Genomic DNA, 22,593 nt, shown 5'->3' with positions numbered 1-22,593 from the left:
TTCGATGCTAGCACAACTTGGAGTACACTCCCATGCTACTTTGTGGGGTCTTTATCGGTGTAAGGGGAGCCAGTCGGCATGGGAAAATGGTTCAGAGTGCAGTCGGTCAGCAGCGCCATCGGTCGCGCCATGGTGCTGATCCTGTTCATGGCCAGCCTGATCGCCCTGGTGGCCATGGTCACCCTCTTCTATTCGGTGCCGGACGCCAAAGCCATCAACCTGTCGGGCTCATTGCGCATGCAGGCCTACCGGATGGCCTATGAAATCGAGAAGGATCAGGTCGTGCTCGGCCGGCTCGCCCAGTTCGAGCAGACCCTCAATGCCCCCGAGCTGCAGGAGACCCAGCGCTGGATCACGCCCGCCTCCCTGCGCCGCACCTACGGCGAGGTGCTGCTGCAATGGCAGAGGATGCGCGAGCACATCGAGAACGCCACCCCCAGCCGCTACACCGACAACACGGAGCAGTTCGTCGCCGCCATCGACGACTTCGTCAACCAGATGCAGTACCACGTGGAGTTCAAGGTGCGCATGCTGGCCCTGGCCGAGGGACTCGGCCTGCTCGCCATCATCACCATCGCCTGGTGCACGGTGCGCTTCACGCGCCAGCAGGTGGTGGCGCCGCTCAATCAGCTGGTCTATTGCGCCCGCCAGATCCAGCGCCAGGAGTTCGATCTGACCCTGCCCCCCCACTGTGAAAACGAGCTGGGGGAGCTGTCGGGGGCGTTTGCCACCATGGCCGCGGAGCTCGGCAAGCTCTACCGGGAGCTGGAGAGCAAGGTGGAGGAGAAGACCGCCAAGCTGCAACAGGCCAACGACACCCTCTCCTTCCTTTATTCCACCGCCCAGAAACTGCACGCGGCGCCGCTCAGCCGCCGCACCCTGCAAAAACTGCTGGAGCGGGCCGCCGCCCACCAGCACATCGACTACATCCGGCTGACCCGCTTCGAGCACAATGCCATGCCGGTCTACATCACGGGGCGCAAGGGGTGGCCCGGCGATCTCGAGGCCATGGTGAGCTTCTACCTGCAGATGGACGAGGAGGAGTACGGCCGGCTCGACATGATAAGCGACCATCCCGTCGACGAGCGGCTGATGAAGAACTTCTCCATGCTGCTGGCCCAGGTGCTGCACAAGGATCAGACCCTGCTGCAACACCAGCGCCTGCTGCTGATGGAAGAGCGGGCTGTCATCGCCAGGGAGCTGCACGACTCCCTGGCCCAGGCGCTCTCCTACCTGAAGATCCAGTCCACCCTGCTCAAGCGCTCCTTTGCCAAGGGGGATACCGTCAAGGCCGAAGCGGCCATGCAGCAGATCGACGAGGGACTCGGCAACGCCTATACCCAGTTGCGCGAACTGCTCGGCACCTTCCGCCTCAGCATCGGCGATGCCAACCTGGGTGAAGCCATCGGCGTCATGCTGGAGCAGCTCAAGCCCCAGACCCGGGCCGAGATCGGGCTCCAGTACGGACTGACGGATACCGATCTCGAGGCGGGACAGCACATTCACATCCTGCAGCTGATCCGTGAGGCAGTGCTCAATGCCATCAAGCATGCCAATGCCCGGCGCATTGACGTTAGCTGTGAGACCCTGGCTGATGGTAACATCCAGGTTCAGATTGCAGACGACGGTGTCGGAATAAGGGGCGCAAACTCGGCGGTCAATCACTACGGTCTCAGCATCATGAATGAACGCGCCAGCAAATTGCACGGCCAGCTGACCATCAGTGAGCCGCCTTCCGGGGGCACCCGCGTACACCTGACTTTTCCCACCAGCCTAACAAGAGATGCCTGATGGACGAGATGAAATACAGTGTTCTGGTCGTAGATGATCACCCCCTGATGCGCAAGGGAATTGTGCAACTGCTGGAATTGGAAGATAACATCGACGTGGTCGGCGAGGCGTCCAACGGCACCGATGCCGTGGCCATGGCCAAGGAGTCCGAACCGGACCTCATCCTGCTCGATCTCAACATGAAGGGCCTGTCGGGACTCGATACCCTGAAGGCGCTGCGGGCCGAGGAGATCACCTCCCGCGTGGTGATCCTGACCGTCTCCGATGCCCGCCAGGACGTGGTGGCCCTGCTCAAGGCCGGCGCCGACGGCTATCTGCTCAAGGACACCGAGCCCGACATGCTGCTGGCCCAGCTGGCGGATGTCATGACCGGCAAGCAGATCCTGAGTGAGCCGCTGCGCCCCTACCTCGAGAACATCTACGAGCTGGATCACCTGCAACAAAAGCTGGAGAGCCTGACCCGCCGCGAGATGCAGATCATGCGCGAAATTGCCAAGGGGCTCTCCAACAAGCAGGTGGCCTCCGTGCTCCACATCTCGGAAGGCACCGTCAAGGTACACGTCAAGAGCCTGCTCAAGAAGCTGGAAGCCCAGAGCCGCGTGGAGGCGGCGGTCATGTACCTGGAACAGCGCAACTGAGGTCCCGGCCTCCTGCCAGCAAGGGGTCACCATCCGTGCCTCCTTGCTGGCCCCCTCTTCTTTTCCCCAAATGGCGCGGAACCCGGTGCTCTATTGAGTAGATGGATTATTATTTTCATGACATCGCACGGGAAGGAAACATCGACATGACCTTTGAGCAGATAGAGCTGGTCCAGAAAGCCTGGGGCAGGGTGAGCGCCCTGAACAACAGCTATGTCCAGGAGGTGTATGAAGAGCTGTTCAGATTGTCCCCCGAACTCAGGACCCTCTTTCCCCCACATCAGGAGCTGCCCGTTGCCAAGGTGTCGGACACCCTGAACACCGTCATCACCAGCCTTTCCCAGCTGGATGCACTGGGTTTCATCATTCGCGATCTCGGCAGGCGTCACCAGCGATTCAACGTTCAATGCGCTGCTCAAACAGGCGCTGACCCAGGTACTGGCACGGCGTCTCGGCAGTGGTTTTACCCCGGCACTGGCACTGGCACAGGCCTGGTCGCAGATGTATGACGAAATAGCCGCCCTGATGCTGGACGGCATGACACAGCACACCGAATTCACCACCTGATCCCCTAGCCTTGGTCTCCAATCGCTGAATGGGTCTGTAACAGGCATTTTGCATGAATCAAATTTGCAATATGCGAAAATAGACTCATTCTGCACACGGGGTATGTTCGGCGCCCTAACACCTCACCTGAATCCCTTTCGCACTACCTTGCCTGCGTTCGTGATACAAAATCACAATAGATTGATTTTAAATGGATATTAAAAATAACCACGGGAAATGGCTCACCCCTTCGCCACGCCACCTCTCTCTGGCACGGTCACTGCATTGTCACATTCAGCAATGACTGATTAGGAGGATGGAACATGAAACTTCAACAACTGGCACTGTTCCCCTTGCCGTCCCACATTCTGCCCGGTGGCAAGCTCCCCCTTCGCCTGTTCGAGCCGCGCCACCTGCAGATGCTCAAGGAGTCCTTCCTCGAGGATCGTGGCTTTGGCATCGTGATGGAAGAGACCACCAGCACGGGTACCTGCGGACGGATTCTCCCGGTCGGAACCCGCGTCAAGGTGACTGATTTTTATACCCTCAACGACGGTTTGCTCGGGGTCACCGTGCTCGGCCTTGAACGCTTCTGCATCCACGAGATGGAAACGGATAGCACAGGCCTCAGGCACGCCCAGGTCGAGCCGTTGCCCAACTGGCCGAGTGCGGATTCTGATGTCAGCGACAACCAGCTGGTCAGCCGATTGAGAGAGGTCTTTGCACAATACCCGGAACTGGATGAGCTCTATCCGGACAAGCAGTTCGACGATGCAGCCTGGCTCTGCCAACGCTGGCTCGAGATCCTGCCCATGCCGATCTATGAAAAACAGATGTTGATTGCCAAACAAAACAGTGAAGCGGCGCGCCAGTTCTTGCGCCGACTGATCGCACAGTGAGTCAAAGAGTGAGTCAACGGTTGGTTTGCAAAACGCGAATTCTCGGCACTGCATTCTTATAATGAAAAAATGAGAATTGCATTTTGCAATCACGGTAGCGATAAATAACACACAACTCAGCTACAGGCCGCAAATAACAGGTTTTGAAAAGTTGGCACGACTTTTTCATATAAAACCGTACAACCCGATTTATCCCGTGCTCTCTTCAGTATTTGCTGAAGAATTGGTCAACCACCAGGTTGACCATTTTTTTTACCCAAAATCGGCCGCATCACCTGCAATGGCGGAGCAGGCAGCTTCGCAGCCTGGCAAGACTGATGGGTTTGGCCAGAAAATCGTTCATGCCCTGGGCAAGGCAGCGGGCCCTGTCCTCCATCATGGCATTGGCCGTCAACGCGACAATGGGCACCTCGCACCCCATGTCCCGTAGGCGCCGGGTCGCCTCCAGCCCATCCATCTGCGGCATCCGCATATCCATCAGGACAAGGTCCGGCTGCTGCTTCGCCACCTGTGCCAGGGCCTCCAGACCATTGCCTGCCAGCCTCACCCTGCACACCAGCTTCTGCAGCATCAGGGATACCACCAGCTGATTGACCGGACTGTCTTCCACCACCAGCACATCCAGCTCCAGTCTGGCGCACTCTTCACTGCCGGGGGCGGTGGCCGGAGCACAGGGAGAGGCCATCCCGGGCAGCTCGAACCAGAAGCAGCTTCCCAGCCCAGGCGTGCTCTGCACGCAAATATCTCCCCCCATCAGCTGCACCAGCCGCCTGCAGATGGCCAGTCCGAGCCCCGAGCCGGAGAAGCGGCGGGTTGCCGAACTGTCGACCTGATAGAAGGGTTCGAACAGCAACGCCTGATCCTCGGTGGAGATGCCGATCCCCGTGTCGCTGACCATGACCCCCAACTTTTCCTCCTCCCAGGTCAACGCCAGACGCACGCTGCCGGCGGAGGTGAACTTCACGGCATTGCCAAGCAGGTTGCCTATCACCTGGGAGAGGCGGACGGCATCCCCTTGAAGGCGTTCGGGGAGCGTCTCATCCAGATGCCAGTGCAGTGTGATGCCCTTGGCACTGGCCTGTGCCTGCAAGGGCTCCACCAGGGCACGGCACAGCTCGGCTGGCTGAAAGGGTTCACAGTGCAGCGTCAGGGTATGTGACTCTATTTTCGAGAAATCGAGCACATCGTCGATGATGGTCTGCAACAGATGCGCAGAGTGGGTGGCATGGCCGATGAGGGTCTGTTGCGGAGTGTCGAGCCGGCCGTGCTGCAGCAGATCCAGCATCCCCAGCACGGCGTTCATGGGAGAGCGGATCTCGTGGGTCATCATGGCGAGGAACTGGGATTTGGCACGGTTGGCCGTCTCGGCATCGTCCCGCGCCCGCGCCAGCTCCTGCTCGCGGCGGATCTGGCTGCCTATCTCCCGCGCCGTGCCCCGATAGCCGAGGAAGCGGCCACCGGCATCATGGCAAGGCTCCGCATTGATCTCCATCCAGCAAGGCCCGCCCGCCAGCATCACCTGGGCCCGCATTCCCCGCACCGGCAGATGGTGGGCGATCAGGTGCCGGTAGTGGCTCCAGGCCGGGTCCTGCTTGTCGTGGGCAAAATCATAGAGGCTTCTCCCCGTCTGGCGGGCCAGCACTTCCCCCTGATAGCCAGGGGCAGAGACATAGCTGAGCCTGTGCTGGGGATCGGTCTCCCAGAACCAGTCGGAGGCCATGGCGGCAAAACTGCGAAAACGCTGTTCGCTGGCCTGCAGGGCCAGGGTCTTGAGGTCAACCTGTTCTTGCAGGCGAGCCCGATAGGCGATGTTGACCAGGGCCTGGGAGATGAGCGGGCGACAACGCTGCATCGCCGCCTTGCTCTTGAGATCGAAGGTGCCCGCCACGCCGTGCCGGCAGATGAGCACACCGGAAAACCCCGGTCCCTGCAAGCCTGTCATCATGACGCTGGCCCAGCCCGGCGCCCCCGCCAGCGGCGCCAGCTCAGGCAGTTGGGCGGGATCATAGATCACCAGGGTCTCCCCCTCGATGGCCCTGGAGAAGAGCGGTGTCAGCGACCAGGTCCGGCCTACCTCGTCCGGCTGGGTGCTCAGATGGGTGCTGCCCCCTACGGCCTCCCAGGCAACCACGTCCGCCTGTTCGAATCCGATAAAGGGCTTGAGAGCAAGAATGAGACTCTCCAGTACCTGCTCCAGACTCTGGGCCTGTGCAAGGGTCGCTACCCCGCACAGCAGGGCTTGGGACTCCTCCCGATATCTGGCCTCCCGCTCCCGGCAACGCATCAGCTCCACCAGCGTGGTTTGCAGTTTGTCACCCAGGGTTTCGAGTTCGCTATTGCCTATCATCTTGAATCCAGCACAGTGTCAGCTCTCGAGGAAGATTACGCTCGACACCATGAGGTTGCCGTGTGCCAGCTCACCATGGGGTAATCGTCCCTGTTCACCGAAGGTAAAGGGCGTGATGAAGGGGATCTCACCCAGCCTCTGACTGAATTGACTGACGATGCCCCCCAGCCTGTCCCCCAGTGCCAGCCGACAACCGGCACAAAACACCACCAGGGCGCCAAAGGGGCGCATATTGCTCGCCATACCATATTCAGGCTCGATATTCACCGCATTCAGGCTGCGCTGCAACAACCCTTCCTGGCTGCTGTACATGAGCAGCAGCCGCTCTCCCAGTCGGGTCTCGGTAAAGAGGCGCAGCCCCTCCCGCGCCGTCACCGCCTCGGGATGGGAGAGCTTGTAGTAGGGCAGGTCATCGAGCATGCCGACCTGACGGGCCAGTGGCGAGAGCGTCGTCTCCCTGAGGATGGGGCCCACCGGCCAGGGCGTCGCACGCTCGGTCCAGCGACCATAGACCCGGGCCGCCGGCTCGTGATCGATGGTCAGCACCTCCCGCCCGTCTATCCCGGTAATGATGCCGCGACACTCGGTGGGTACATAGCCTGAATGAAACTGGAACGCCAGTTGGCAATCGGGGTAAAGCACCGCCAACACGCACCCTTGTGATCCCTCCCCTTCGTCCCAGCACAGCTGCCACTGCCCGGCCACGCCGTCGTCTGCCGCCGACCCGCCGACGACGGGAACGGTCGCGCCAAACTCGGCGTCAATCCCCGCGAGCACAACCTCCTCCAGCCCCGGGCTGGTGTGCAGCAACACGAGCTGCGGCAGCTCTCCCGGTCGGCCACCATCGGCGATGGCGCGGCGCAGCAATGCCCGCACATCCGGTTGATCCCCCATCTGGCCAGCCACGCCATAGGCCCCCTTGTCATCATAAAGGGCGGCGACCGACAGGCTCCAGCCATGCCGACCATGATGGCCATCCTGGGTCAGGATACCGCCGCAGGAGCTGCAACCGATCAGCCGGGTATCGGGAAAACGTGCCTTGAGCGCACGGCGCAGTTCCGCCGCCTCGTGTGCTTGGGTAAAATAGACCAGCAACAGCGATGGAACATGGGATAACTGGGCATGCAACCGCTCTGTAACTTGTTGGGCGGCCAGTGGGGTCGTCTCGGCAAGCGAGTGAGCCGTCAGGAAGTTCAACATCGTCTCCTAGGGGTACAGGATGCTGGCATCAAGCAAAAATCATACCCTTATCAAACAATTACCTGGCCATGGAGACTAGAATGGTGCTCACTGGCCTCCCACGGGATCACTGCATGTGGCAGAAAAATATCAATGACTTCGACCGGGTTGTCGCCATCGGCGGCGGGCACGGTATGGGCCGGGTGCTCTCTTCCCTGTCGTTCTTGGGATCCAGGCTGACGGGCATCGTCACCACCACGGATGATGGCGGCTCCACCGGACGCCTGCGCAAAAGCCAGGAGTGCATCGCCTGGGGGGATCTGCGCAACTGCCTCAACCAGCTGGTGACCACCCCCAGCATCGGTAGCCAGCTGTTCGAGCACCGCTTTACCGGCCGCGGCGAGCTGGCGGGCCACAACCTCGGCAACCTGATGCTGCTGGCCCTCGACAACCTCTGCGTGCGCCCCCTGGATGCCATCCGGCTCATCAGCGACATGCTGGAAATTGAACCCAATCTGCTGCCCATGTCCGAGCATCCCACCGATCTGTGCGCCCACACCGTCTGTGGCGATCAGATCCTGGGAGAGGTCTCCATCGATCAGCTCACCACACCGCCACGGGCCCTGAGCCTGAAACCGGTAGTGCCCGCCACGCGCGAAGCGGTCGAGGCGCTGAGCCAGGCCGACATGATCATCCTGGGGCCGGGCAGCTTCCTCACCTCCATCATGCCTCCTCTGCTGCTGCGCGAGATTGCGGAGGCGATCCGCAGCAGCGGCGCCATCGTCGTCTTCATCAGCAATCTGGTGGACGAAGAGGGTCCGGCAGGCCAGTTGTCACTGCCCAGTCAGCATCGTTGGCTGGAAGAGCGGATAGGTAACGGCCGGATCGATGCTATTCTGGCTCCCGAGGGCCCCCAGGTACCCGAGCTGCAGCACTGCCTCGTTCGGGCCGAGCTGGGTGAAGCAGCCCTCCCCCACCGCCACGACCGCCTCAAGCTGCGGCTGGCACTCGACACCGTGATCCTGAGCAGGCTTGGCGAGCGCGACATGGCGGGCTGATGCCCTTCTGGCTCAGTGAAACTGGGCCAGATGGGTGAAGACCTGGGGCAGGGAGTGCTCCAGCTCAGCCAGCAGTCTGCCGGCCTCTTGCTCATCTTCCCGGCGACAGGCGGACTCCAGATCCATCACCTGCTGATAGCTGGGTTTGGCGCCATAGCTGCCACAGGACGACTTCATGCTGTGGGCAAGACGCGCCAGGGCTGACCAGTCCCGCTGCTCAAAAAGCGGTCTTAATTGGGCCAACTGCTCGCCTACCTCTTCGACAAACACCGAGATGACGACTGGCATCATCTCGTGACCGATATCATCTGCCAGTTGTCGCAGCACTTTCTGATCCAGCCACTCCATCTTCTCTTCCCTATGATGGTATTCAAACAGACCACAATATAGCGGACCCACAGCCCCGCTGTCACCCGTCCTTCGGGCATGCCCGTATCGCTCCGGATGCTCTTGCGACACCAGAATGTGAGCAGCTTCAAGTTATCGGTATGTCAGCCAGAATGGAGAGAGATAAAGGTTGTCACAAAATTAACATTAAAGTAACAATGCAACCCATGAGAATGATGCGGCTCAGCAACACCTCTCTCATCCCTTTTTGCCTGTATGGCTGCTGCGAAGAACCAGGGTAGACATCTACCCTGGTATTTTTTATTTCTGGTTCAACAAGTTGGCTGCATTGCCATATTCCAGCTCGCCCAGCCTGAACAGGCAGAACTCCCCGGGTACCATCTTCACCCAATTCTCGTTGCCGGTGAGCGGCCGGGTGGCGATCAGGGTCACCACATCGTTCGGCGTGGTTTCACTCTGAAAGTCGATGGCCACATCCTCATCCAGCAGACGGGCTTCGCCAAAGGGAGCCCTGCGCGTCAACCAGTAAAGATTGTTGCTGCAATAGGTCATCACGAACTCTCCATCCGACAGCAGCATGTTGAACACCCCGAGCCCGCGCAGCTCGTCGCACAGGGTCGCGAGGTAGCGGAACATGGCGGGGAAATTTGCCGGCCGTTTGGGGTACTTGTGCTCCAGCCTGTCGAGCAGCCAGCAGAAGGCGTGCTCGCTGTCGGTGTCGCCTACCGGACGGTGCCGCCCCGTGGGCAGCCTCTTGTAACCGGTCAACTGGCCATTGTGGGCAAAGGTCCAGTAACGGCCCCACAGTTCTCGGGTAAATGGGTGGGTGTTTTCCAGGGAGACACACCCCCGGTTCGCCTGCCGGATATGGCTGACCACGGCACGGCTCTTGATGGGCAGTGCCTGGACCAGCTTGGCGATGGGAGACTGGGCGCTGGGTTCGGGATCCTTGAAGGTGCGAAAACCCCGCCCCTCATAGAAGGTGATCCCCCAGCCATCCTTATGGGGACCTGTCTTGCCGCCCCGCAGCATCAGCCCGGTAAAGCTGAAGCAGATGTCGGTCGGCACATTGGCACTCATGCCGAGCAGTTCGCACATATACCATCCACTCCCTGAATGTCTTGACTCTGGTTTCGTCAATCAACCGTCACGGCTGGTCGAGAGGGCCGGACATGGTCACCCATCCCCCCCTCTCAATCCCGGATCGTTGATTACTTGGCCATCTCTTTTTCAACCAGCTGGATCAGGATGTGGATCACCTTGATGTGCACTTCCTGGATGCGATCGGCATAACCGAAGTGCGGCACACGGATCTCCACATCGGCCAGACCAGCCATCTTGCCGCCGTCCTTGCCGGTCAGGGCAATCACCTTCATCCCTTTGGCACGGGCCGCCTCGATGGCTTTGAGGATGTTGCCGGAGTTGCCGCTGGTGGAGATGCCGAGCAGCACGTCACCACGGCGGCCGACGGCCTCCACATAGCGGGAGAAGACATAGTCATAGCCAAAGTCGTTGGAGACGCAGGAGAGGTGGCTGGGATCGGAGATGGCGATGCCGGCATAGCCTGGGCGGTTCTCGCGATAACGACCGGTCAGCTCCTCGGCAAAGTGCATGGCATCGCAGTGGGAGCCGCCGTTGCCGCAGGAGAGTACCTTTCCTTCCTGCTTGAAGGAGTCGGCGAGCAGCCTGGCCGCCGCCTCGATGTTTTTCAGATTTTGCTCATCTGCCAGGAACGCCTGAAGCACGCTGGCAGCCTCGGTCAACTCGTTGCGGATCAGTTCTTGGTACATGGTTCTTGAAATCTCGTCGTCCAACATAGGGTGGCGGCATTGTCGCACAAGCCAGTCCAATCGTCGCCCCCCGCCCGCCAAGATGGGGCGGGCAGCGCGTTATGGCGATCACAGAGCCAAGGTAACAGGCTTGTAAACAGCTTGATAAGTTTGTGCGTATGAATTACAACAGGGGCCATATCCAACAGGTCAGACCTCTGGATCAGTTAACGCCAATTTCCCAACCTCGGCAATTCATGCAAGGAGCAAACAATGACGACGACCCTCACTCTGCTCGGGGTGATCCTGGTGATCGGCGCCATGGCCTATCGCCGTGCGTCCCTGTTCACCGCCACGCTTGCCACGGCCGCCGCCCTGGTCGCCGGCACCTTCTATGGCCATGTGCCCCTGTTGGTGTGGGCGCTGTTCGCGGTGATAGCCCTGCCCCTCAATCTGGTGGAGTTTCGCCGCAACCAGCTGACCAAGCCGCTGTTCAAGATCTACAAGTCCATCATGCCGGAGATGTCCCGAACCGAGAAGGAAGCCATCGAAGCGGGGACGACCTGGTGGGAAGCGGATCTGTTTGCCGGCAACCCGGACTGGAAGAAGCTGCACGCCATTCCGGTCAGCACGCTGTCTGCCGAAGAGCAGGCCTTCATGGACGGTCCGGTTGAAGAAGTGTGCCGCATGGTCAACGACTGGGAAGTGACCCACGAGCGTGCCGATCTCTCTCCCGAGGTGTGGCAATACCTGAAGGACAACAAGTTCTTCGCCATGATCATCAAGAAGAAATATGGCGGGCTGGAGTTCTCCGCCTACGCCCAGTCCTGCGTGCTGCAAAAGCTGTGCGGCGCCAGCGCCGTGCTCGCCTCCACCGTCGGCGTTCCCAACTCCTTAGGGCCGGGTGAATTGCTGCAACACTACGGTACTGACGAGCAGAAGGATTACTACCTGCCCCGTCTGGCTGTCGGCAAGGAGATCCCCTGTTTCGCCCTGACCAGTCCGGAAGCGGGTTCTGATGCGGGCTCGATTCCCGACTTCGGCATCGTCTGCAAAGGCGAGTGGGAAGGGGAAGAGGTGCTCGGCATGCGCCTGACCTGGAACAAGCGCTACATTACCCTGGCTCCCATCGCCACCGTACTCGGCCTCGCCTTCAAGCTGCGTGACCCTGACCACCTGCTGGGTGAGGAAGAAGAGCTCGGCATCACCTGCGCCCTCATTCCGACCCACATCAAGGGAGTCGATATCGGTCGTCGCCACTTCCCGCTCAACGTGCCGTTCCAGAACGGCCCGACCCGCGGCCAAGACGTGTTTGTACCGCTCGACTTCATCATCGGCGGTCCGGCTATGGCCGGTCAGGGCTGGCGCATGCTGGTGGAGTGTCTCTCCGTCGGCCGCGGCATCACCCTGCCCTCCAACAGCACGGGCGGCGTCAAGATGCTGGCCCTGGCCACCGGTGCCTACAGCCGCATCCGTCGCCAGTTCAAGCTGCCGATTGGCAAGATGGAAGGGATTGAAGAGCCGCTGGCACGCCTGGGTGGCAACGCCTACATCATGGGCGCCGCCGCCAAACTGACGGTCACCGGCATCGATCTCGGTGAAAAACCCTCGGTCATCTCCGCCATCGTCAAGTACCACCTCACCGACCGCGCCCAGAAGTGCATCATCGATGCCATGGACATCCATGGCGGCAAGGCCATCTGTATGGGGCCGAGCAACTATCTGGCCCGTGGCTATCAGGGGGCGCCCATCGCCGTGACCGTCGAGGGAGCCAATATCCTGACCCGCAGCATGATCATTTATGGTCAGGGAGCCATCCGTTGCCACCCCTATGTGTTGCCGGAGATGCTGGCCGCCAGCCACCCCGACAAAGAACAGGCGCTGAAAGATTTCGACAAGGCGATGTTCAGCCATGTGGGCTTTGCCATCAGCAACCTGGTGCGCAGCTTCTGGCTGGGGCTGACCGGTGCCCGCTTCGCCGCCGCGCCCTACAAGGATCAGACCAAGGGCTACTATCAGCAGCTCTCTCGCCTCTCCGCCAACCTTGCCTTCCTGTCAGACATGGCGATGGGCACCCTGGGTGGCGAGCTCAAGCGCAAAGAGCGGGTGTCTGCCCGCCTTGGCGATGTGCTGAGCCAGCTCTATCTGGCCTCCAGCGCCCTCAAGCGCTATCAGGATGAAGGACGCCAGCAGGCCGACCTGCCGCTGCTGCACTGGGCACTGCAAGACGCCCTGTTCAAGGCTCAGGAAGCGATCGACGAGTTGCTGCGCAACTTCCCGAATCGCTGGATTGGTCTGGCCCTGCGCGCCATCGTGCTACCCCTTGGTCGCGACCTGAAGCGTCCCTCCGACAAGCTCGACAGCCAGGTAGCCCGCCTGCTCCAGGTGCCAAGTGCCACTCGCAGCCGTCTGGCCGAGGGCCAATATCTGACGCGCGAGGAGGGCAACCCCTTCGGGCTGCTGGAACAGGCGCTGGACGATGTGCTGACCGCAGAGCCGCTGTTTGACAAGGTGTGCAAAGCCGAAGGGAGCAAACGCCCCTTCACCCAGCTCGACAAGGTGGCAGAGGCGGGCCTGAGCCTCGGTGTCATCAACCAGGCCGAAGCGGACCTGCTGCGGCGCGCCGAGGAGAGTCGCCTTCGCACCATCAACGTCGATGACTTCGATCCCGTCGACCTAGTGGCCAACAAGGCACTGTTTGAAGCCTCCGCCTATCACAGGGCAGCTTGATGCCTCTGATGCCAGAACGCCTCCCTTGTGGAGGCGTTTTTCATGAAAGGGCGGGTGGATGGCATCCGATACGAAGAAAGAGAAACCGACTGGATCATATTTTGGATATCAATCCGTTTCCTATATTGAATGAAGCGGTTAAGGTAAGCACAGGATCACACACAGGATTGCATAATGGATGATCAAATCCTGATTATTGATGATGAAGATCTTCCCCAATCAGCACCGCGTCCCGCCGGCTGGAAGGTGATGATAGTGGACGATGAACCCGAAGTGCATCGCATCACCAAAATCACCCTGAACAAGTTTGAATTCGACGGCAAGCCGATCGATTTTCTGCACGCCTACTCTGCGGCTGAAGCCAAAGCCTTGCTCGCCCTCACCCCGGATGTCGCCCTGCTGCTGCTCGACGTCGTCATGGAGGTCGATCATGCCGGTCTCGAGGTGGTCAAGTTCGTGCGCGACGAGCTGCAAAACAAGATGGTGCGCATCGTGCTGCGAACCGGTCAGCCCGGCCAGGCCCCGGAAGATGACGTGGTGACCAACTACGACATCAACGACTACAAGGACAAGACCGAGCTCACCTCCCAGAAACTGCGCACCCTGCTGCGCGCCAGCCTGCGCTCTTACCGGGACATCCGAACCCTTGAGAGCAATCGACAGGGGCTGGAGAAGGTCATCGAGGCGTCCAAGGGGATCTTCGAGCAGCGTGCCCTGCGCCAGTTCGTCGAAGGAGCCCAGACCCAGCTCAGTGCCCTGCTCAATCTGGAAGAGTCCCAGATTTACGATGTGAAGCACCTGGCCTATGAGGTGCGGGATCAGGTGCTCGAGCCTCTGCTCAGCGATGGTCCCATGCTGCGCCTCGTCGATGCGCCGGAAATCCTGCGCTGTGCCATGGCCAAGGGAGCCAATGTCTACGATGGCAACCAGATGGTGCTCTATTGCCAGAATGCCCGTCATCACCTGCTGTTCCACATCGAGACCACTCGCCCGCTCAGCCAGATGGATACCGGGCTGCTGAGCCTGTTCACCGAAAACATCATAGTGGCGCTGGAGAATATCCGGCTCAACGAGGTGATCGGTGACAACCAGCGAGAGATCATCTATCGCATCGGCGAACTGGTGGAGAGCCGCTCGAAAGAGTCCGGCTTGCACGTCAAGCGGGTGGCCCTCTACACCGAACTGTTCTGCAAGCTGCTCGGCATGAATGAGGACAGGTGCGAGCTCATCAAACGGGCCTCTCCCCTGCACGACATCAGCAAGGTGGGGATCCCGGACGCCATCTTGCACAAACCGGGCAAACTCACTCCCGAGGAGTGGGAGATCATGAAAACCCACGCCCAGCTTGGGCAGGACATGCTCTCCGGCAGTGACCTGGCCCTGTTCCAGATAGGCGCCACCATCGCGGGCAACCATCACGAGAAGTGGAATGGCAGCGGCTATCCCCGCGGGTTGAAGGGAGAGGACATTCCGCTGGAAGGACGCATCGTCGCCCTGGCGGATGTGTTCGATGCTCTGGGCTCGGATCGTTGCTACAAGCAGGCCTGGCCGCTGGATCAGGTGCTGGCGCTGATCAAGGAGGAGAAAGGAGAGCACTTCGACCCCCTCCTGGTGGACCTGATGCTGGCCAATCTGGAGAAGTTCCTCGATATTCGCGAACAGTACAAAGACATCTATATCGGCGCCCACTGATATCGGGTTCACCCCATCCACTTGCCACCATGAAGAAGCCGCCCATTGGGCGGCTTCTTTGCAATGTGCGCAGAATTATTGCTCCGGCAGATTGAGATCCAGTCTGGGGGTTGCTGGCGTCTCTTCAAGTTGCGCCTTCTGCGCCGCCATCGCCTTGTGCAGAGTGCGGCGCTTTTGCAGCAGAATGAAACCACCCGCCCCCAGCAAGAGCAGCAACACGCCACCTCCCCCCAGCGCCCAGGGCAGCCAGACCGGACTCTCCCGCTCCTCGAACCGGTCGGGGGTGGCGGCGGATGCGGGCATGGCCGCAGAGGGTGCGGGAGGGGGGGGAGGCGGTGCTATGGTGAACGACTTGGCCGGCAATTGCAGTTGCACCTCGCGACCGAGCCGGGTTGTTCCAAAGAGGGTGGCCTCCACCTTGTACTGCCCTGCCGCCTTGAGGGCGGAGAGATCCACGCCAAAACGCGGCGCTGTCGCCACCTCGTTGAACGTCATGCTACTGCCGCCGCCGTCGATGGCCTTGCCCAGGATGACCACGGAGGCGGGATCCAGTTCATCCACATCGATGACCAGAGAGAGCTTGGCTCCCCCCTCCCCGGAGGGGGGATTCAGGGAATAGCTGACCGGCCAGGGGTAGAGCAGCACCTGCTGTGACTGGGCTCGTGAGAAGACCTCATTGCCGGTGCTGAAGAGGGCTCGGTATTTTCCCGCAGGGACGTCCAGTACCGCCTCGGCGGTCAAGATACCGTCCCCCGGCACTTCGTCCACCCCCTTGCCATCATCCATGTAGCGTCCCAGGGTCTCCTCGAACACGGGATCGCTGCTCTGGCTGGCATCGTTGAACTGCTGCAGCTTGACGGTCATGCCCAGATCGGTGAGGTAGTAACCCGCCCCGGGCGCCGCGCCATCGATCAGCAGACGGGATTGCAGTTTGACACGCTCACCCTGATAGAGGCGGGCCGGTAGCGGCTCGCTCTCGACCTGGATGTCGGTGAGCAGGCGCACCCGATTGTCGGGGTCCACCTCTCCGATCGCCTGCCAGGGGCCGGGCATGGGGTCGCGGATGGTGATGAGATCCTGATCCTTGAGGGGCAACCAGCCCACGTCGGGCGGCTTGACCTTGCCCACATAGAGCTTGCTGCCATCGGGTCGCACCAGGATCACCGAGGGCGTCCCCGGCTTGCGCTTGATGATGAAGGTGATCTCCTTCACGCCGTAATCGATGCGAAAGCGGTTGTCGAGCAGAGGAATGTCGGAAGGCGCAAACACCTCGTTGGCCGTGGCCGGGAGGGAGGCCAGCAGCAGCAGCCCCCAAAGCGATCTCATTGCCGCCACAGGCAGGCACCTCCTTTTTTCTGTACCAGATCCAGCCTCGCTTCATGGACAGCCGCCACCTCGTCGCTCGCGCGCACCACCCTGAGCGGCGGGCGATTGCTCTCCAGACGACGAATGCCGGTATCCTGGCTGGTCTCGCTCTCGCTGGTTTCGCTCGCCAGATTGAGTTTGGTCTGGCCACCCGTCATCAGGAGGTAGACGTCCGCCAGGATCTCCGCATCGAGCAAGGCGCCGTGCAGGGTACGGTGAGAGTTGTCGATGCCGTAGCGATCGCACAACACGTCCAGGTTGTTGCGCTTGCCCGGGAAGAGATCCCGCGCCATCGCCAGGGTATCCGTGATGCCGCAGATATCCGCCGTCTTGAAGTTCAGACCGAGCTTGCTGAACTCATAGTCCATGAAGCTCACGTCAAAGGGGGCGTTGTGGGCGATGAGCTCGGCGCCGCGAATGAACTCGATGAAATCGTCCGCTATCTGGCTAAAAGAGGGCTTGTCCGCCAGGAAGGCATCCGTAATGCCGTGCACGGCGATGGCCTCGGGGTCCACCAGCCGATCCGGCTTGATGTAGACGTGGAAATGGTTGCCGGTGAGTTTGCGGTTGATCACCTCCACACAGCCGATCTCGATGATGCGGTGCCCAAGATAGACAGGGCCGCCCGCGGTGTTCATGCCGGTAGTTTCGGTATCCAGAATGATCTGGCGATTCAGTTGGGGTGTGCTCATGATCAAATCCATGTCAAACTTCGGTTTTACTCGCTAGTTTACCCCAAGCCTCTCGCTAAAACAGATTGATTGCTCATGTTGAAACAGATTGATTTATTCACGGATGGCTCCTGCTTAGGCAACCCGGGCCCCGGCGGCTATGGTGCCGTCATGGTCTATGGCAAGCATCGCAAGGAGATCTCCGCCGGTTTTCGATTGACCACCAATAACCGGATGGAGCTGATGGCTGCCATCATGGGGCTGCGGACCCTGAACGAACCCTGCCAGGTGCGGCTCACCACCGACAGCCAGTATGTGCGCCAGGGGATCACCCAATGGATCATCGGCTGGAAGAAGAAGGGCTGGATGACCGCCAACCGTCAGCCGGTCAAGAACGTCGATCTCTGGCAGGCCCTTGATGCGGAAGTGGCCCGTCACCAGATCGAATGGCTCTGGGTGAAAGGACACTCGGGCCACCCGGAAAACGAACGCTGTGACGAGCTTGCCCGTGAGGCCGCCAGCGGCAAGCAGCTTGCCGAAGACAGCGGCTACCAGCCCTGATGCCCGCTAGCCGCCCTGGCGCGCCATTCCTGGCGCAGCCATCGACTCCGGCAGCCGCCAGCGGCGACGTACCGGTGTCACGGGGAAACGCCGCTTGCGGGCGGCAATCACGTAAACAGACGCCAGGGAGCGGCAATAGTCCCGCCCCAGACTCTCCCGCCACCAGCCGATCTTGCTCTGTCTGCCCATGAAGGAGAAACCGAACCGCTCGTCTAACATCACCTCGCAGCCGAGCAGTTGCAGCCAGTCGGTCACCCGTGCGGGCGTGAACATGCGGGCAGACCAAGGCAGATGCCGCCGCATGAAGGGCAGATAGTGGCCCAGCCCCACCAGGCTGAGTGGGTTGTAACCGCTGACAATGAGCCAGCCATCGTCGGTCAGCACCCGTTCTGCCTCCCGCAGCACCTGATGAGGATCCGGCGAGAAATCGAGGCAGTGAGCCAGCAGGCAGGCATCCACGCTCCCCGATCGCACCGGCAAGGCGAGCGGATCCCCCTGGATGTCCAGCAGCCGTCCGCCGGGGGCGACACCGATTTGATGACGAATGGTGGAACAGCCGCAGGAGAGTTCGGCGCTCAGGGCACCTATCTTGAGCAAGTGATAGCCAAAGAGGTGGGGGCACCAGTTGTCGAGGCGCTCCTGAAGCTCGGCGGCCACCCAGTCCCCCATGGGCAGTGCGGACCAACTGGTCGGAAGCGCGATCTGTTGTTCGGTACGTGCCAGTTGCATAATGGGACCAACTCGGGGGCGAATGCCATCCAGTTATATAAGATCCCTTCCCTAAAGAGAACACAAGAGACCTCGACCCATGTATACCGTCATCACAGTTCCGGCCTTCAGCGACAACTACATCTGGTTGATCCGTCACGAAAATCACTGCCTGGTCGTCGATCCAGGCGAGGCCGATCCCGTGCTGGAACGGCTGGCTGCGCTGGATCTGGTGCTGGATGCCATCCTCCTGACCCATCACCACCGCGATCACGTCGGGGGCGTATCCGAGCTGCTGCAACACTTCCCCCACGCTCGCCTCTATGGTCCCAAGCATGACCCCATGCCGGACCATCATGGCCAGTGGCTCGACGACGGGGATCAGATCAACTGGCATGGCCTGAGTCTGGATGTCCTCCATGTGCCCGGTCATACCCTGGGGCATATCGCCTATTACGGCCAGGGCATGCTGTTTTGTGGCGATACCCTCTTCAGCGCCGGTTGCGGCCGTCTGTTCGAAGGGACCCCGGCACAGATGCACACTTCCCTGCAACGGCTCGCGGCACTGCCCGATGAGACCCTCCTTTATTGTGCCCATGAATACACCCTCTCCAACCTGCGTTTCGCCCATGCGGTCGAGCCCGACAACCTGGCGATCCAGCGGCAGATCGGCGTGATCAGCAAACTGCGTCAGCAGGGCCTCCCGAGTCTCCCCTCCCGGCTGGGAGATGAGCGGAATTTCAATGTTTTTCTGCGCTGCGAGCAGGACTCGGTAAAATTTTCTGCTGAGAAATACGCCCTTAAATGCTTGGAAAATCCAGAGGATACCTTCGCTGTTCTGCGGGCCTGGAAGGACGTTTTTTGAACAAACCTTGATCAGGGGGGCATTGCCCCTTATGATGCGAGCTGTTTTTCCACAGATGACCTGAGCGAGATGAAGCTACGAACGGCCTTATTGGCAGCGCTGTTTCTCAGCGGCTGTCAAAACCTGAGCCATCAGGATGACCGGGCGGTAACGGCAATCGAGCCGATCAAATCCCCCCAAGTCAGCAAGAAAACGTACAAAAAACACTCTTCGCGGATGCTGTTCGGCGACGAACAGATAGAAGAGCTGGATGACACTGATAACCTGTGGGTGCGTATCAGCGATGATATGCAGCTGGACTCGCACGATAATGCCCGGGTTCGCCAACAGCGTGATTGGTTGTTGCGCAATGATAAGCATATGGCGACCATTGCCAGCCGGGCTGAGCCCTACCTGTATCTGATGGTAGAGGAAATCGAACGGCGTGAGCTGCCAATGGAGCTTATTACCATCCCCATGATCGAGAGCATGTTCGATCCCAATGCCCGCTCTCGCAGCAATGCGGTCGGTCTTTGGCAGTTCGTTCCTGCAACCGGCAAGAATTTCGGCCTGCGCCACGACAACTGGTACGACGGTCGACGCGATGTCCTGGCATCCACCAATGCCGCACTGGATTACCTGGAGTACCTGAACCGGTTCTTCGACGGTGACTGGCTGCAGACCCTGGCCGCTTACAATGCCGGTGAAGGTCGGGTGCGCAACGCCATCACCCGCAACGAACGGGCTGGTCGTCCGACCGACTACTGGTCGCTGGACCTGCCCCGCGAAACCCGGATGTATGTGCCCAAGATCATGGCCATGGCCGACATGATCCGCAATGCGGACAAATACAATGTCACCCTGCCGGTGCTGGCCAACAAGCCGCAATTGAGAACCATCAATACCGGTGGCCAGATTGATTTGAACGTGGCCGCCCAGCTGGCTGGCGTTTCCGCCTCCCAGCTCAAGGCGCTCAATCCTGCGCTCAAGCGTGGCATGACCTCGCCACAGGGCCCTTACAACCTGCTGGTCCCCGTCGAGTACGCCGACACCCTGGAACTGGCCCTGGCCGATCTGCCCCAGCGTGAACGTACCCGTGGCGTGCGCTCCTATCAGGTCACCAGTGGTGATACGCTGTCACGGATCGCCCAGAATCACGGGGTGACCGTGCAACAGCTCAAACTGGCCAACAACATGCGTGGCAACAACCTGCGCCGTGGCCAGAGCCTGATCATCCCCAATGGCGGGCGCGCAACCCAGGTTGCCCAGAGCAAGCCGCAGCAGCTCGCCAGCCGCAGTGGTGGCAAGGTGAACTATCAGGTGCGCTCCGGTGACAACCTGTGGAGCATCAGCCAGGCACACGGGGTCACCCACGCCGACCTGGCCAAGTGGAACGGCCTGAACGCCAAGTCGGCCCTCAAGCCTGGCATGAAGCTGGTGGTCTGGCCCAAGCAGGGCAAGAGCAGCAACAAGTCCATGGTCTATCAGGTGCGCCGCGGTGATTCCCTCTCCTCCATCGCAGCCCGCTTCCAGGTCGCCGTCAACGATGTGATGCGCTGGAACCAGCTCGGCAAGAGTGACTATCTCAAGCCGGGTCAGGAGTTGACCCTGTTCGTGAAGAACAACAGCTGATCGCTCGTCGCAATCCAAAAAATACCCCGCTTGATGCGGGGTATTTTTTTGTCTGCATGAACCAGCGGCGACGCCGCTCTCCCCTGAGGGATGACTCAGGGAGTGATGGCCTGGGCCGCAAAGCGCGCCAGAATGGGGTTGTGGTCAGAGGCATCGGTAGCCGGTGAACTCACCTCCACCAGATCCAGATTGCGATAGTAGAGGTGATCCAGCGGGCGGCCAAAAGCGGTGCGACGCAGATCAGGCACAGGTATGGCCTCCTGCAGGCCAAGCTCGCCCACCAGCTTGTTCAACCAGAACGCGCGCTTATCGCTCCAGGTGTTGAAATCGCCGCCCAGGATGACCGGCCCCTGGTGGCGATGGATCAACGCAGTCAGATCGTTGAGCTGCTCGCGGAAGGTCGCCATGCCCAGTTCGAAATTGACCGCATGGAGATTCACCACCAGCACGCCGTCAGGATCCCCCTGCAAGGGATAGAGACTGACCAGACCTGACTTGGGGATACGCAGCAGGGGTTCGGGGGAACGGACGCCACAGACAAACGCCTGCGGCGTTTTCGCCACTGTCATCACGCCAAAGGAGACACCTCCCTGGGTGAAGGCCTGCAACTGCTGCCACTGGAAATCCCCTCTCTTCAGCCAGTCCAGCATCTCGGGCCGGGTCGCCGACTCTTGCAGCAGCACCAGATCCTGGGACTTAGCATACTCATCCAGCCCTTCCCGCCAGTTCTTGCGTTGTCCCTTGTAGAGGTTCCAGACGGTGATGTCAAACTCCCTCGGCAAGGCCGTGGAGGCGAGCGCCACCAGAGGTGGTCTGTCACAGCTTGCGCCAGGTATGATACCTGCCGCAGTCACCAGATGATCTTGATCCGGTACCTCGAAGCAACCGACCAGCCCCAACGTCAGCAGGGACGTTCCCAGAATCCGATAACTATTTTTCATTGGCTAACAATCACCTGCCTCTGCAAGACGACATGGCCCTCACACAGGCCACGGTCGCCGACTAGTCTCATTATTCATATCCGGCCCGACTCATCAAGAAGGAATTCAACGATGGCGAGACAGCACCAGTACCGCGTGACATTTTACGATCAACAGGGAACCTGTCATCAAGTGGAGCTTTCCACCGTCTATCAAATCAGGCGGGATCCCCAATGTGATCTCTGTCTGTTCGACACCCGGCAGTGCGTGGGGTCGGAAGAGATGCTGGAGCGCATGATACGGCAAAAAACCGGGCTTGAGCAGGAAATATCCATCATCAATGCCCGGCTCATCTGAGCAGACTCAGACCGGCACGGGGCGAGATTTGCCCTGATCGTCGATGGCCACATAGGTGAAGACGCCCTCGGTCACGCAGTACCGCTGGGCTTCGTTCTCCCGCAATACCGGCTTGACCCAGACCTCCAGTTTGAGTCGCATGGAGCTGCGACCAATCTTGAGGCAGCGACCGTAACAGCACACCACGTCACCCACCTTGACCGGGCTGTGGAAGGTCATCCCCTCCACCGAGACGGTACAGATGCGCCCTTTTGCCAGCTCCTTGGCCATGATGCCCCCACCTATATCCATCTGGGACATGATCCACCCGCCGAAGATATCGCCATTGGGGTTGGTATCGGCTGGCATTGCCAGGGTTCTCAGCAACAGCTCCCCATCGGGGTGGCGCTTGGTCTCTTCCATCATTACCGCTCTCTTTATCATGGATGGCGGCATGATAGGGGGCGATCCCCCCCTTGGCAAACCTCAATTGTCCCGGAGCGCGCGCCGTATCTGGTTTGCACGCCAGATGACCGACTCCGGGGCCCGGATGGCGACG

22 protein-coding genes are annotated in these 22,593 nt (G+C 60.3%); 11 read left to right on the top strand and 11 right to left on the bottom strand.

The features are described from left to right. Positions 1-78: 78 nt before the first annotated feature. The 4 genes from narQ (at position 79) to J9889_RS00480 (ending at position 3,874) form a co-directional block, all read left to right on the top strand. Entirely contained in the window at positions 79-1,791 is a 1,713-nt protein-coding gene (narQ, locus tag J9889_RS00495) for a nitrate/nitrite two-component system sensor histidine kinase NarQ (protein ID WP_104455657.1), read from the top strand. Next, complete coding sequence (gene narL / locus J9889_RS00490) at positions 1,791-2,429, top strand: two-component system response regulator NarL (protein WP_041212731.1); 639 nt, start codon at positions 1,791-1,793, stop codon at positions 2,427-2,429. Before narQ ends, narL begins: the two co-directional genes overlap by 1 nt. Positions 2,430-2,530: 101 nt before the next feature. Continuing rightward, positions 2,531-2,938 (top strand): globin domain-containing protein, encoded by a 408-nt coding sequence (locus tag J9889_RS00485; protein WP_234918021.1) that lies wholly within the window; start codon positions 2,531-2,533, stop codon positions 2,936-2,938. A 360-nt stretch (positions 2,939-3,298) separates the two neighbouring features. Next, positions 3,299-3,874 carry an LON peptidase substrate-binding domain-containing protein gene (locus J9889_RS00480; protein ID WP_128273683.1) on the top strand — a complete coding sequence of 192 codons (576 nt, stop codon included), beginning with the start codon at positions 3,299-3,301 and terminating at the stop codon, positions 3,872-3,874. A gap of 271 nt (positions 3,875-4,145) precedes the next feature. Here J9889_RS00480 and J9889_RS00475 read toward each other — a convergent pair whose 3' ends face one another. After that, positions 4,146-6,221 carry an ATP-binding protein gene (locus J9889_RS00475; protein WP_210555803.1) on the bottom strand — a complete coding sequence of 692 codons (2,076 nt, stop codon included), beginning with the start codon at positions 6,219-6,221 and terminating at the stop codon, positions 4,146-4,148. 18 nt (positions 6,222-6,239) lie between these two features. Then, positions 6,240-7,421, bottom strand: coding sequence for an FIST N-terminal domain-containing protein (locus J9889_RS00470; protein WP_210555802.1), 1,182 nt, complete (start codon positions 7,419-7,421; stop codon positions 6,240-6,242). A gap of 113 nt (positions 7,422-7,534) precedes the next feature. Here J9889_RS00470 and yvcK point away from each other — a divergent pair, with 113 nt between their 5' ends. Next, entirely contained in the window at positions 7,535-8,458 is a 924-nt protein-coding gene (gene yvcK / locus J9889_RS00465) for a uridine diphosphate-N-acetylglucosamine-binding protein YvcK (protein ID WP_052815763.1), read from the top strand. Positions 8,459-8,470: 12 nt separating this feature from the next. Here yvcK and J9889_RS00460 read toward each other — a convergent pair whose 3' ends face one another. The 3 genes from J9889_RS00460 to lpcA form a co-directional block, all read right to left on the bottom strand. Then, positions 8,471-8,806 (bottom strand): Hpt domain-containing protein, encoded by a 336-nt coding sequence (locus J9889_RS00460; protein ID WP_010674144.1) that lies wholly within the window; start codon positions 8,804-8,806, stop codon positions 8,471-8,473. 300 nt (positions 8,807-9,106) lie between these two features. Next, complete coding sequence (locus J9889_RS00455; protein ID WP_010674143.1) at positions 9,107-9,904, bottom strand: class II glutamine amidotransferase; 798 nt, start codon at positions 9,902-9,904, stop codon at positions 9,107-9,109. A gap of 113 nt (positions 9,905-10,017) precedes the next feature. After that, the gene (gene lpcA / locus J9889_RS00450; protein WP_010674142.1) at positions 10,018-10,596 is read right to left on the bottom strand and encodes a D-sedoheptulose 7-phosphate isomerase; all 579 of its coding nucleotides are present in this window, start codon (positions 10,594-10,596) and stop codon (positions 10,018-10,020) included. Positions 10,597-10,848: 252 nt separating this feature from the next. Between lpcA and fadE the strand changes: the two genes are divergently transcribed. Beyond that, positions 10,849-13,305 carry an acyl-CoA dehydrogenase FadE gene (gene fadE / locus J9889_RS00445; protein ID WP_041212728.1) on the top strand — a complete coding sequence of 819 codons (2,457 nt, stop codon included), beginning with the start codon at positions 10,849-10,851 and terminating at the stop codon, positions 13,303-13,305. A gap of 174 nt (positions 13,306-13,479) precedes the next feature. Next, positions 13,480-14,997: an HD domain-containing phosphohydrolase gene (locus J9889_RS00440; RefSeq protein ID WP_210555801.1), complete on the top strand. Its 1,518-nt coding sequence runs from the start codon at positions 13,480-13,482 to the stop codon at positions 14,995-14,997. A gap of 75 nt (positions 14,998-15,072) precedes the next feature. Here J9889_RS00440 and J9889_RS00435 read toward each other — a convergent pair whose 3' ends face one another. Then, the gene (locus J9889_RS00435) at positions 15,073-16,323 is read right to left on the bottom strand and encodes a TIGR03503 family protein (RefSeq protein WP_041212727.1); all 1,251 of its coding nucleotides are present in this window, start codon (positions 16,321-16,323) and stop codon (positions 15,073-15,075) included. Continuing rightward, positions 16,320-17,054 carry a DNA polymerase III subunit epsilon gene (gene dnaQ, locus J9889_RS00430; protein WP_041212726.1) on the bottom strand — a complete coding sequence of 245 codons (735 nt, stop codon included), beginning with the start codon at positions 17,052-17,054 and terminating at the stop codon, positions 16,320-16,322. The genes J9889_RS00435 and dnaQ overlap by 4 nt, the downstream gene beginning before the upstream one ends. Positions 17,055-17,129: 75 nt before the next feature. Here dnaQ and rnhA point away from each other — a divergent pair, with 75 nt between their 5' ends. After that, positions 17,130-17,594 (top strand): ribonuclease HI, encoded by a 465-nt coding sequence (gene rnhA / locus J9889_RS00425; protein ID WP_010674138.1) that lies wholly within the window; start codon positions 17,130-17,132, stop codon positions 17,592-17,594. Between the two features lie 6 nt (positions 17,595-17,600). On the opposite strand, the gene J9889_RS00420 is transcribed toward rnhA, so the two are convergent. Then, positions 17,601-18,323, bottom strand: a complete 723-nt coding sequence (locus J9889_RS00420; RefSeq protein ID WP_210555800.1) for a class I SAM-dependent methyltransferase — start codon at positions 18,321-18,323, stop codon at positions 17,601-17,603. A gap of 79 nt (positions 18,324-18,402) precedes the next feature. On the opposite strand from J9889_RS00420, the gene gloB reads away from it, so the two are divergent. Next, positions 18,403-19,167: a hydroxyacylglutathione hydrolase gene (gene gloB / locus J9889_RS00415; protein WP_109112289.1), complete on the top strand. Its 765-nt coding sequence runs from the start codon at positions 18,403-18,405 to the stop codon at positions 19,165-19,167. Between the two features lie 87 nt (positions 19,168-19,254). Here gloB and J9889_RS23935 read toward each other — a convergent pair whose 3' ends face one another. Next, positions 19,255-19,527 carry a hypothetical protein gene (locus J9889_RS23935; RefSeq protein ID WP_010674135.1) on the bottom strand — a complete coding sequence of 91 codons (273 nt, stop codon included), beginning with the start codon at positions 19,525-19,527 and terminating at the stop codon, positions 19,255-19,257. Between J9889_RS23935 and J9889_RS00410 the strand changes: the two genes are divergently transcribed. After that, on the top strand, positions 19,528-20,778 hold the full coding sequence (locus J9889_RS00410) for a LysM peptidoglycan-binding domain-containing protein (RefSeq protein WP_223931106.1): 1,251 nt from the start codon (positions 19,528-19,530) through the stop codon (positions 20,776-20,778). 95 nt (positions 20,779-20,873) lie between these two features. Here J9889_RS00410 and J9889_RS00405 read toward each other — a convergent pair whose 3' ends face one another. Beyond that, the gene (locus J9889_RS00405; RefSeq protein WP_041212724.1) at positions 20,874-21,719 is read right to left on the bottom strand and encodes an endonuclease/exonuclease/phosphatase family protein; all 846 of its coding nucleotides are present in this window, start codon (positions 21,717-21,719) and stop codon (positions 20,874-20,876) included. 111 nt (positions 21,720-21,830) lie between these two features. On the opposite strand from J9889_RS00405, the gene J9889_RS00400 reads away from it, so the two are divergent. Further along, the gene (locus J9889_RS00400; RefSeq protein ID WP_010674132.1) at positions 21,831-22,055 is read left to right on the top strand and encodes a hypothetical protein; all 225 of its coding nucleotides are present in this window, start codon (positions 21,831-21,833) and stop codon (positions 22,053-22,055) included. Between the two features lie 6 nt (positions 22,056-22,061). Here the strand turns inward: J9889_RS00400 and yciA are convergent, their stop codons facing one another. Continuing rightward, on the bottom strand, positions 22,062-22,460 hold the full coding sequence (yciA, locus tag J9889_RS00395) for an acyl-CoA thioester hydrolase YciA (protein ID WP_029314261.1): 399 nt from the start codon (positions 22,458-22,460) through the stop codon (positions 22,062-22,064). Positions 22,461-22,593 lie beyond the last annotated feature (133 nt).

Origin of the sequence: Aeromonas sp. PrichA-15 (assembly GCF_017939245.1) — a bacterium.
GTDB lineage: Bacteria > Pseudomonadota > Gammaproteobacteria > Enterobacterales > Aeromonadaceae > Aeromonas > Aeromonas caviae.
The sequence above is the reverse complement of the archived record's forward strand: the minus strand, read 5'-3'. Positions and strand labels throughout refer to the sequence as shown.

Bases quoted from the DNA above. Each gene is read 5' to 3' on its own strand.
- J9889_RS00435 (WP_041212727.1), bottom strand. From the start codon at position 16,323: ATGAGATCGCTTTGGGGGCTGCTGCTGCTGGCCTCCCTCCCGGCCACG.
- lpcA (WP_010674142.1), bottom strand. From the start codon at position 10,596: ATGTACCAAGAACTGATCCGCAACGAGTTGACCGAGGCTGCCAGCGTG.
- fadE (WP_041212728.1), top strand. From the start codon at position 10,849: ATGACGACGACCCTCACTCTGCTCGGGGTGATCCTGGTGATCGGCGCC.
- narQ (WP_104455657.1), top strand. From the start codon at position 79: ATGGGAAAATGGTTCAGAGTGCAGTCGGTCAGCAGCGCCATCGGTCGC.
- J9889_RS00405 (WP_041212724.1), bottom strand. From the start codon at position 21,719: ATGAAAAATAGTTATCGGATTCTGGGAACGTCCCTGCTGACGTTGGGG.
- J9889_RS00480 (WP_128273683.1), top strand. From the start codon at position 3,299: ATGAAACTTCAACAACTGGCACTGTTCCCCTTGCCGTCCCACATTCTG.
- J9889_RS00455 (WP_010674143.1), bottom strand. From the start codon at position 9,904: ATGTGCGAACTGCTCGGCATGAGTGCCAATGTGCCGACCGACATCTGC.
- J9889_RS00440 (WP_210555801.1), top strand. From the start codon at position 13,480: ATGGATGATCAAATCCTGATTATTGATGATGAAGATCTTCCCCAATCA.
- rnhA (WP_010674138.1), top strand. From the start codon at position 17,130: ATGTTGAAACAGATTGATTTATTCACGGATGGCTCCTGCTTAGGCAAC.
- yvcK (WP_052815763.1), top strand. From the start codon at position 7,535: ATGTGGCAGAAAAATATCAATGACTTCGACCGGGTTGTCGCCATCGGC.
- dnaQ (WP_041212726.1), bottom strand. From the start codon at position 17,054: ATGAGCACACCCCAACTGAATCGCCAGATCATTCTGGATACCGAAACT.
- J9889_RS23935 (WP_010674135.1), bottom strand. From the start codon at position 19,527: ATGCTTATCATTGCGCAACAACCAATCACGCTGTTGGCGAACCCGGGC.
- J9889_RS00485 (WP_234918021.1), top strand. From the start codon at position 2,531: ATGGATTATTATTTTCATGACATCGCACGGGAAGGAAACATCGACATG.
- J9889_RS00470 (WP_210555802.1), bottom strand. From the start codon at position 7,421: ATGTTGAACTTCCTGACGGCTCACTCGCTTGCCGAGACGACCCCACTG.
- J9889_RS00400 (WP_010674132.1), top strand. From the start codon at position 21,831: ATGGCGAGACAGCACCAGTACCGCGTGACATTTTACGATCAACAGGGA.
- J9889_RS00410 (WP_223931106.1), top strand. From the start codon at position 19,528: ATGGCGACCATTGCCAGCCGGGCTGAGCCCTACCTGTATCTGATGGTA.
- yciA (WP_029314261.1), bottom strand. From the start codon at position 22,460: ATGATGGAAGAGACCAAGCGCCACCCCGATGGGGAGCTGTTGCTGAGA.
- gloB (WP_109112289.1), top strand. From the start codon at position 18,403: ATGTATACCGTCATCACAGTTCCGGCCTTCAGCGACAACTACATCTGG.
- J9889_RS00475 (WP_210555803.1), bottom strand. From the start codon at position 6,221: ATGATAGGCAATAGCGAACTCGAAACCCTGGGTGACAAACTGCAAACC.
- J9889_RS00460 (WP_010674144.1), bottom strand. From the start codon at position 8,806: ATGGAGTGGCTGGATCAGAAAGTGCTGCGACAACTGGCAGATGATATC.
- J9889_RS00420 (WP_210555800.1), bottom strand. From the start codon at position 18,323: ATGCAACTGGCACGTACCGAACAACAGATCGCGCTTCCGACCAGTTGG.
- narL (WP_041212731.1), top strand. From the start codon at position 1,791: ATGGACGAGATGAAATACAGTGTTCTGGTCGTAGATGATCACCCCCTG.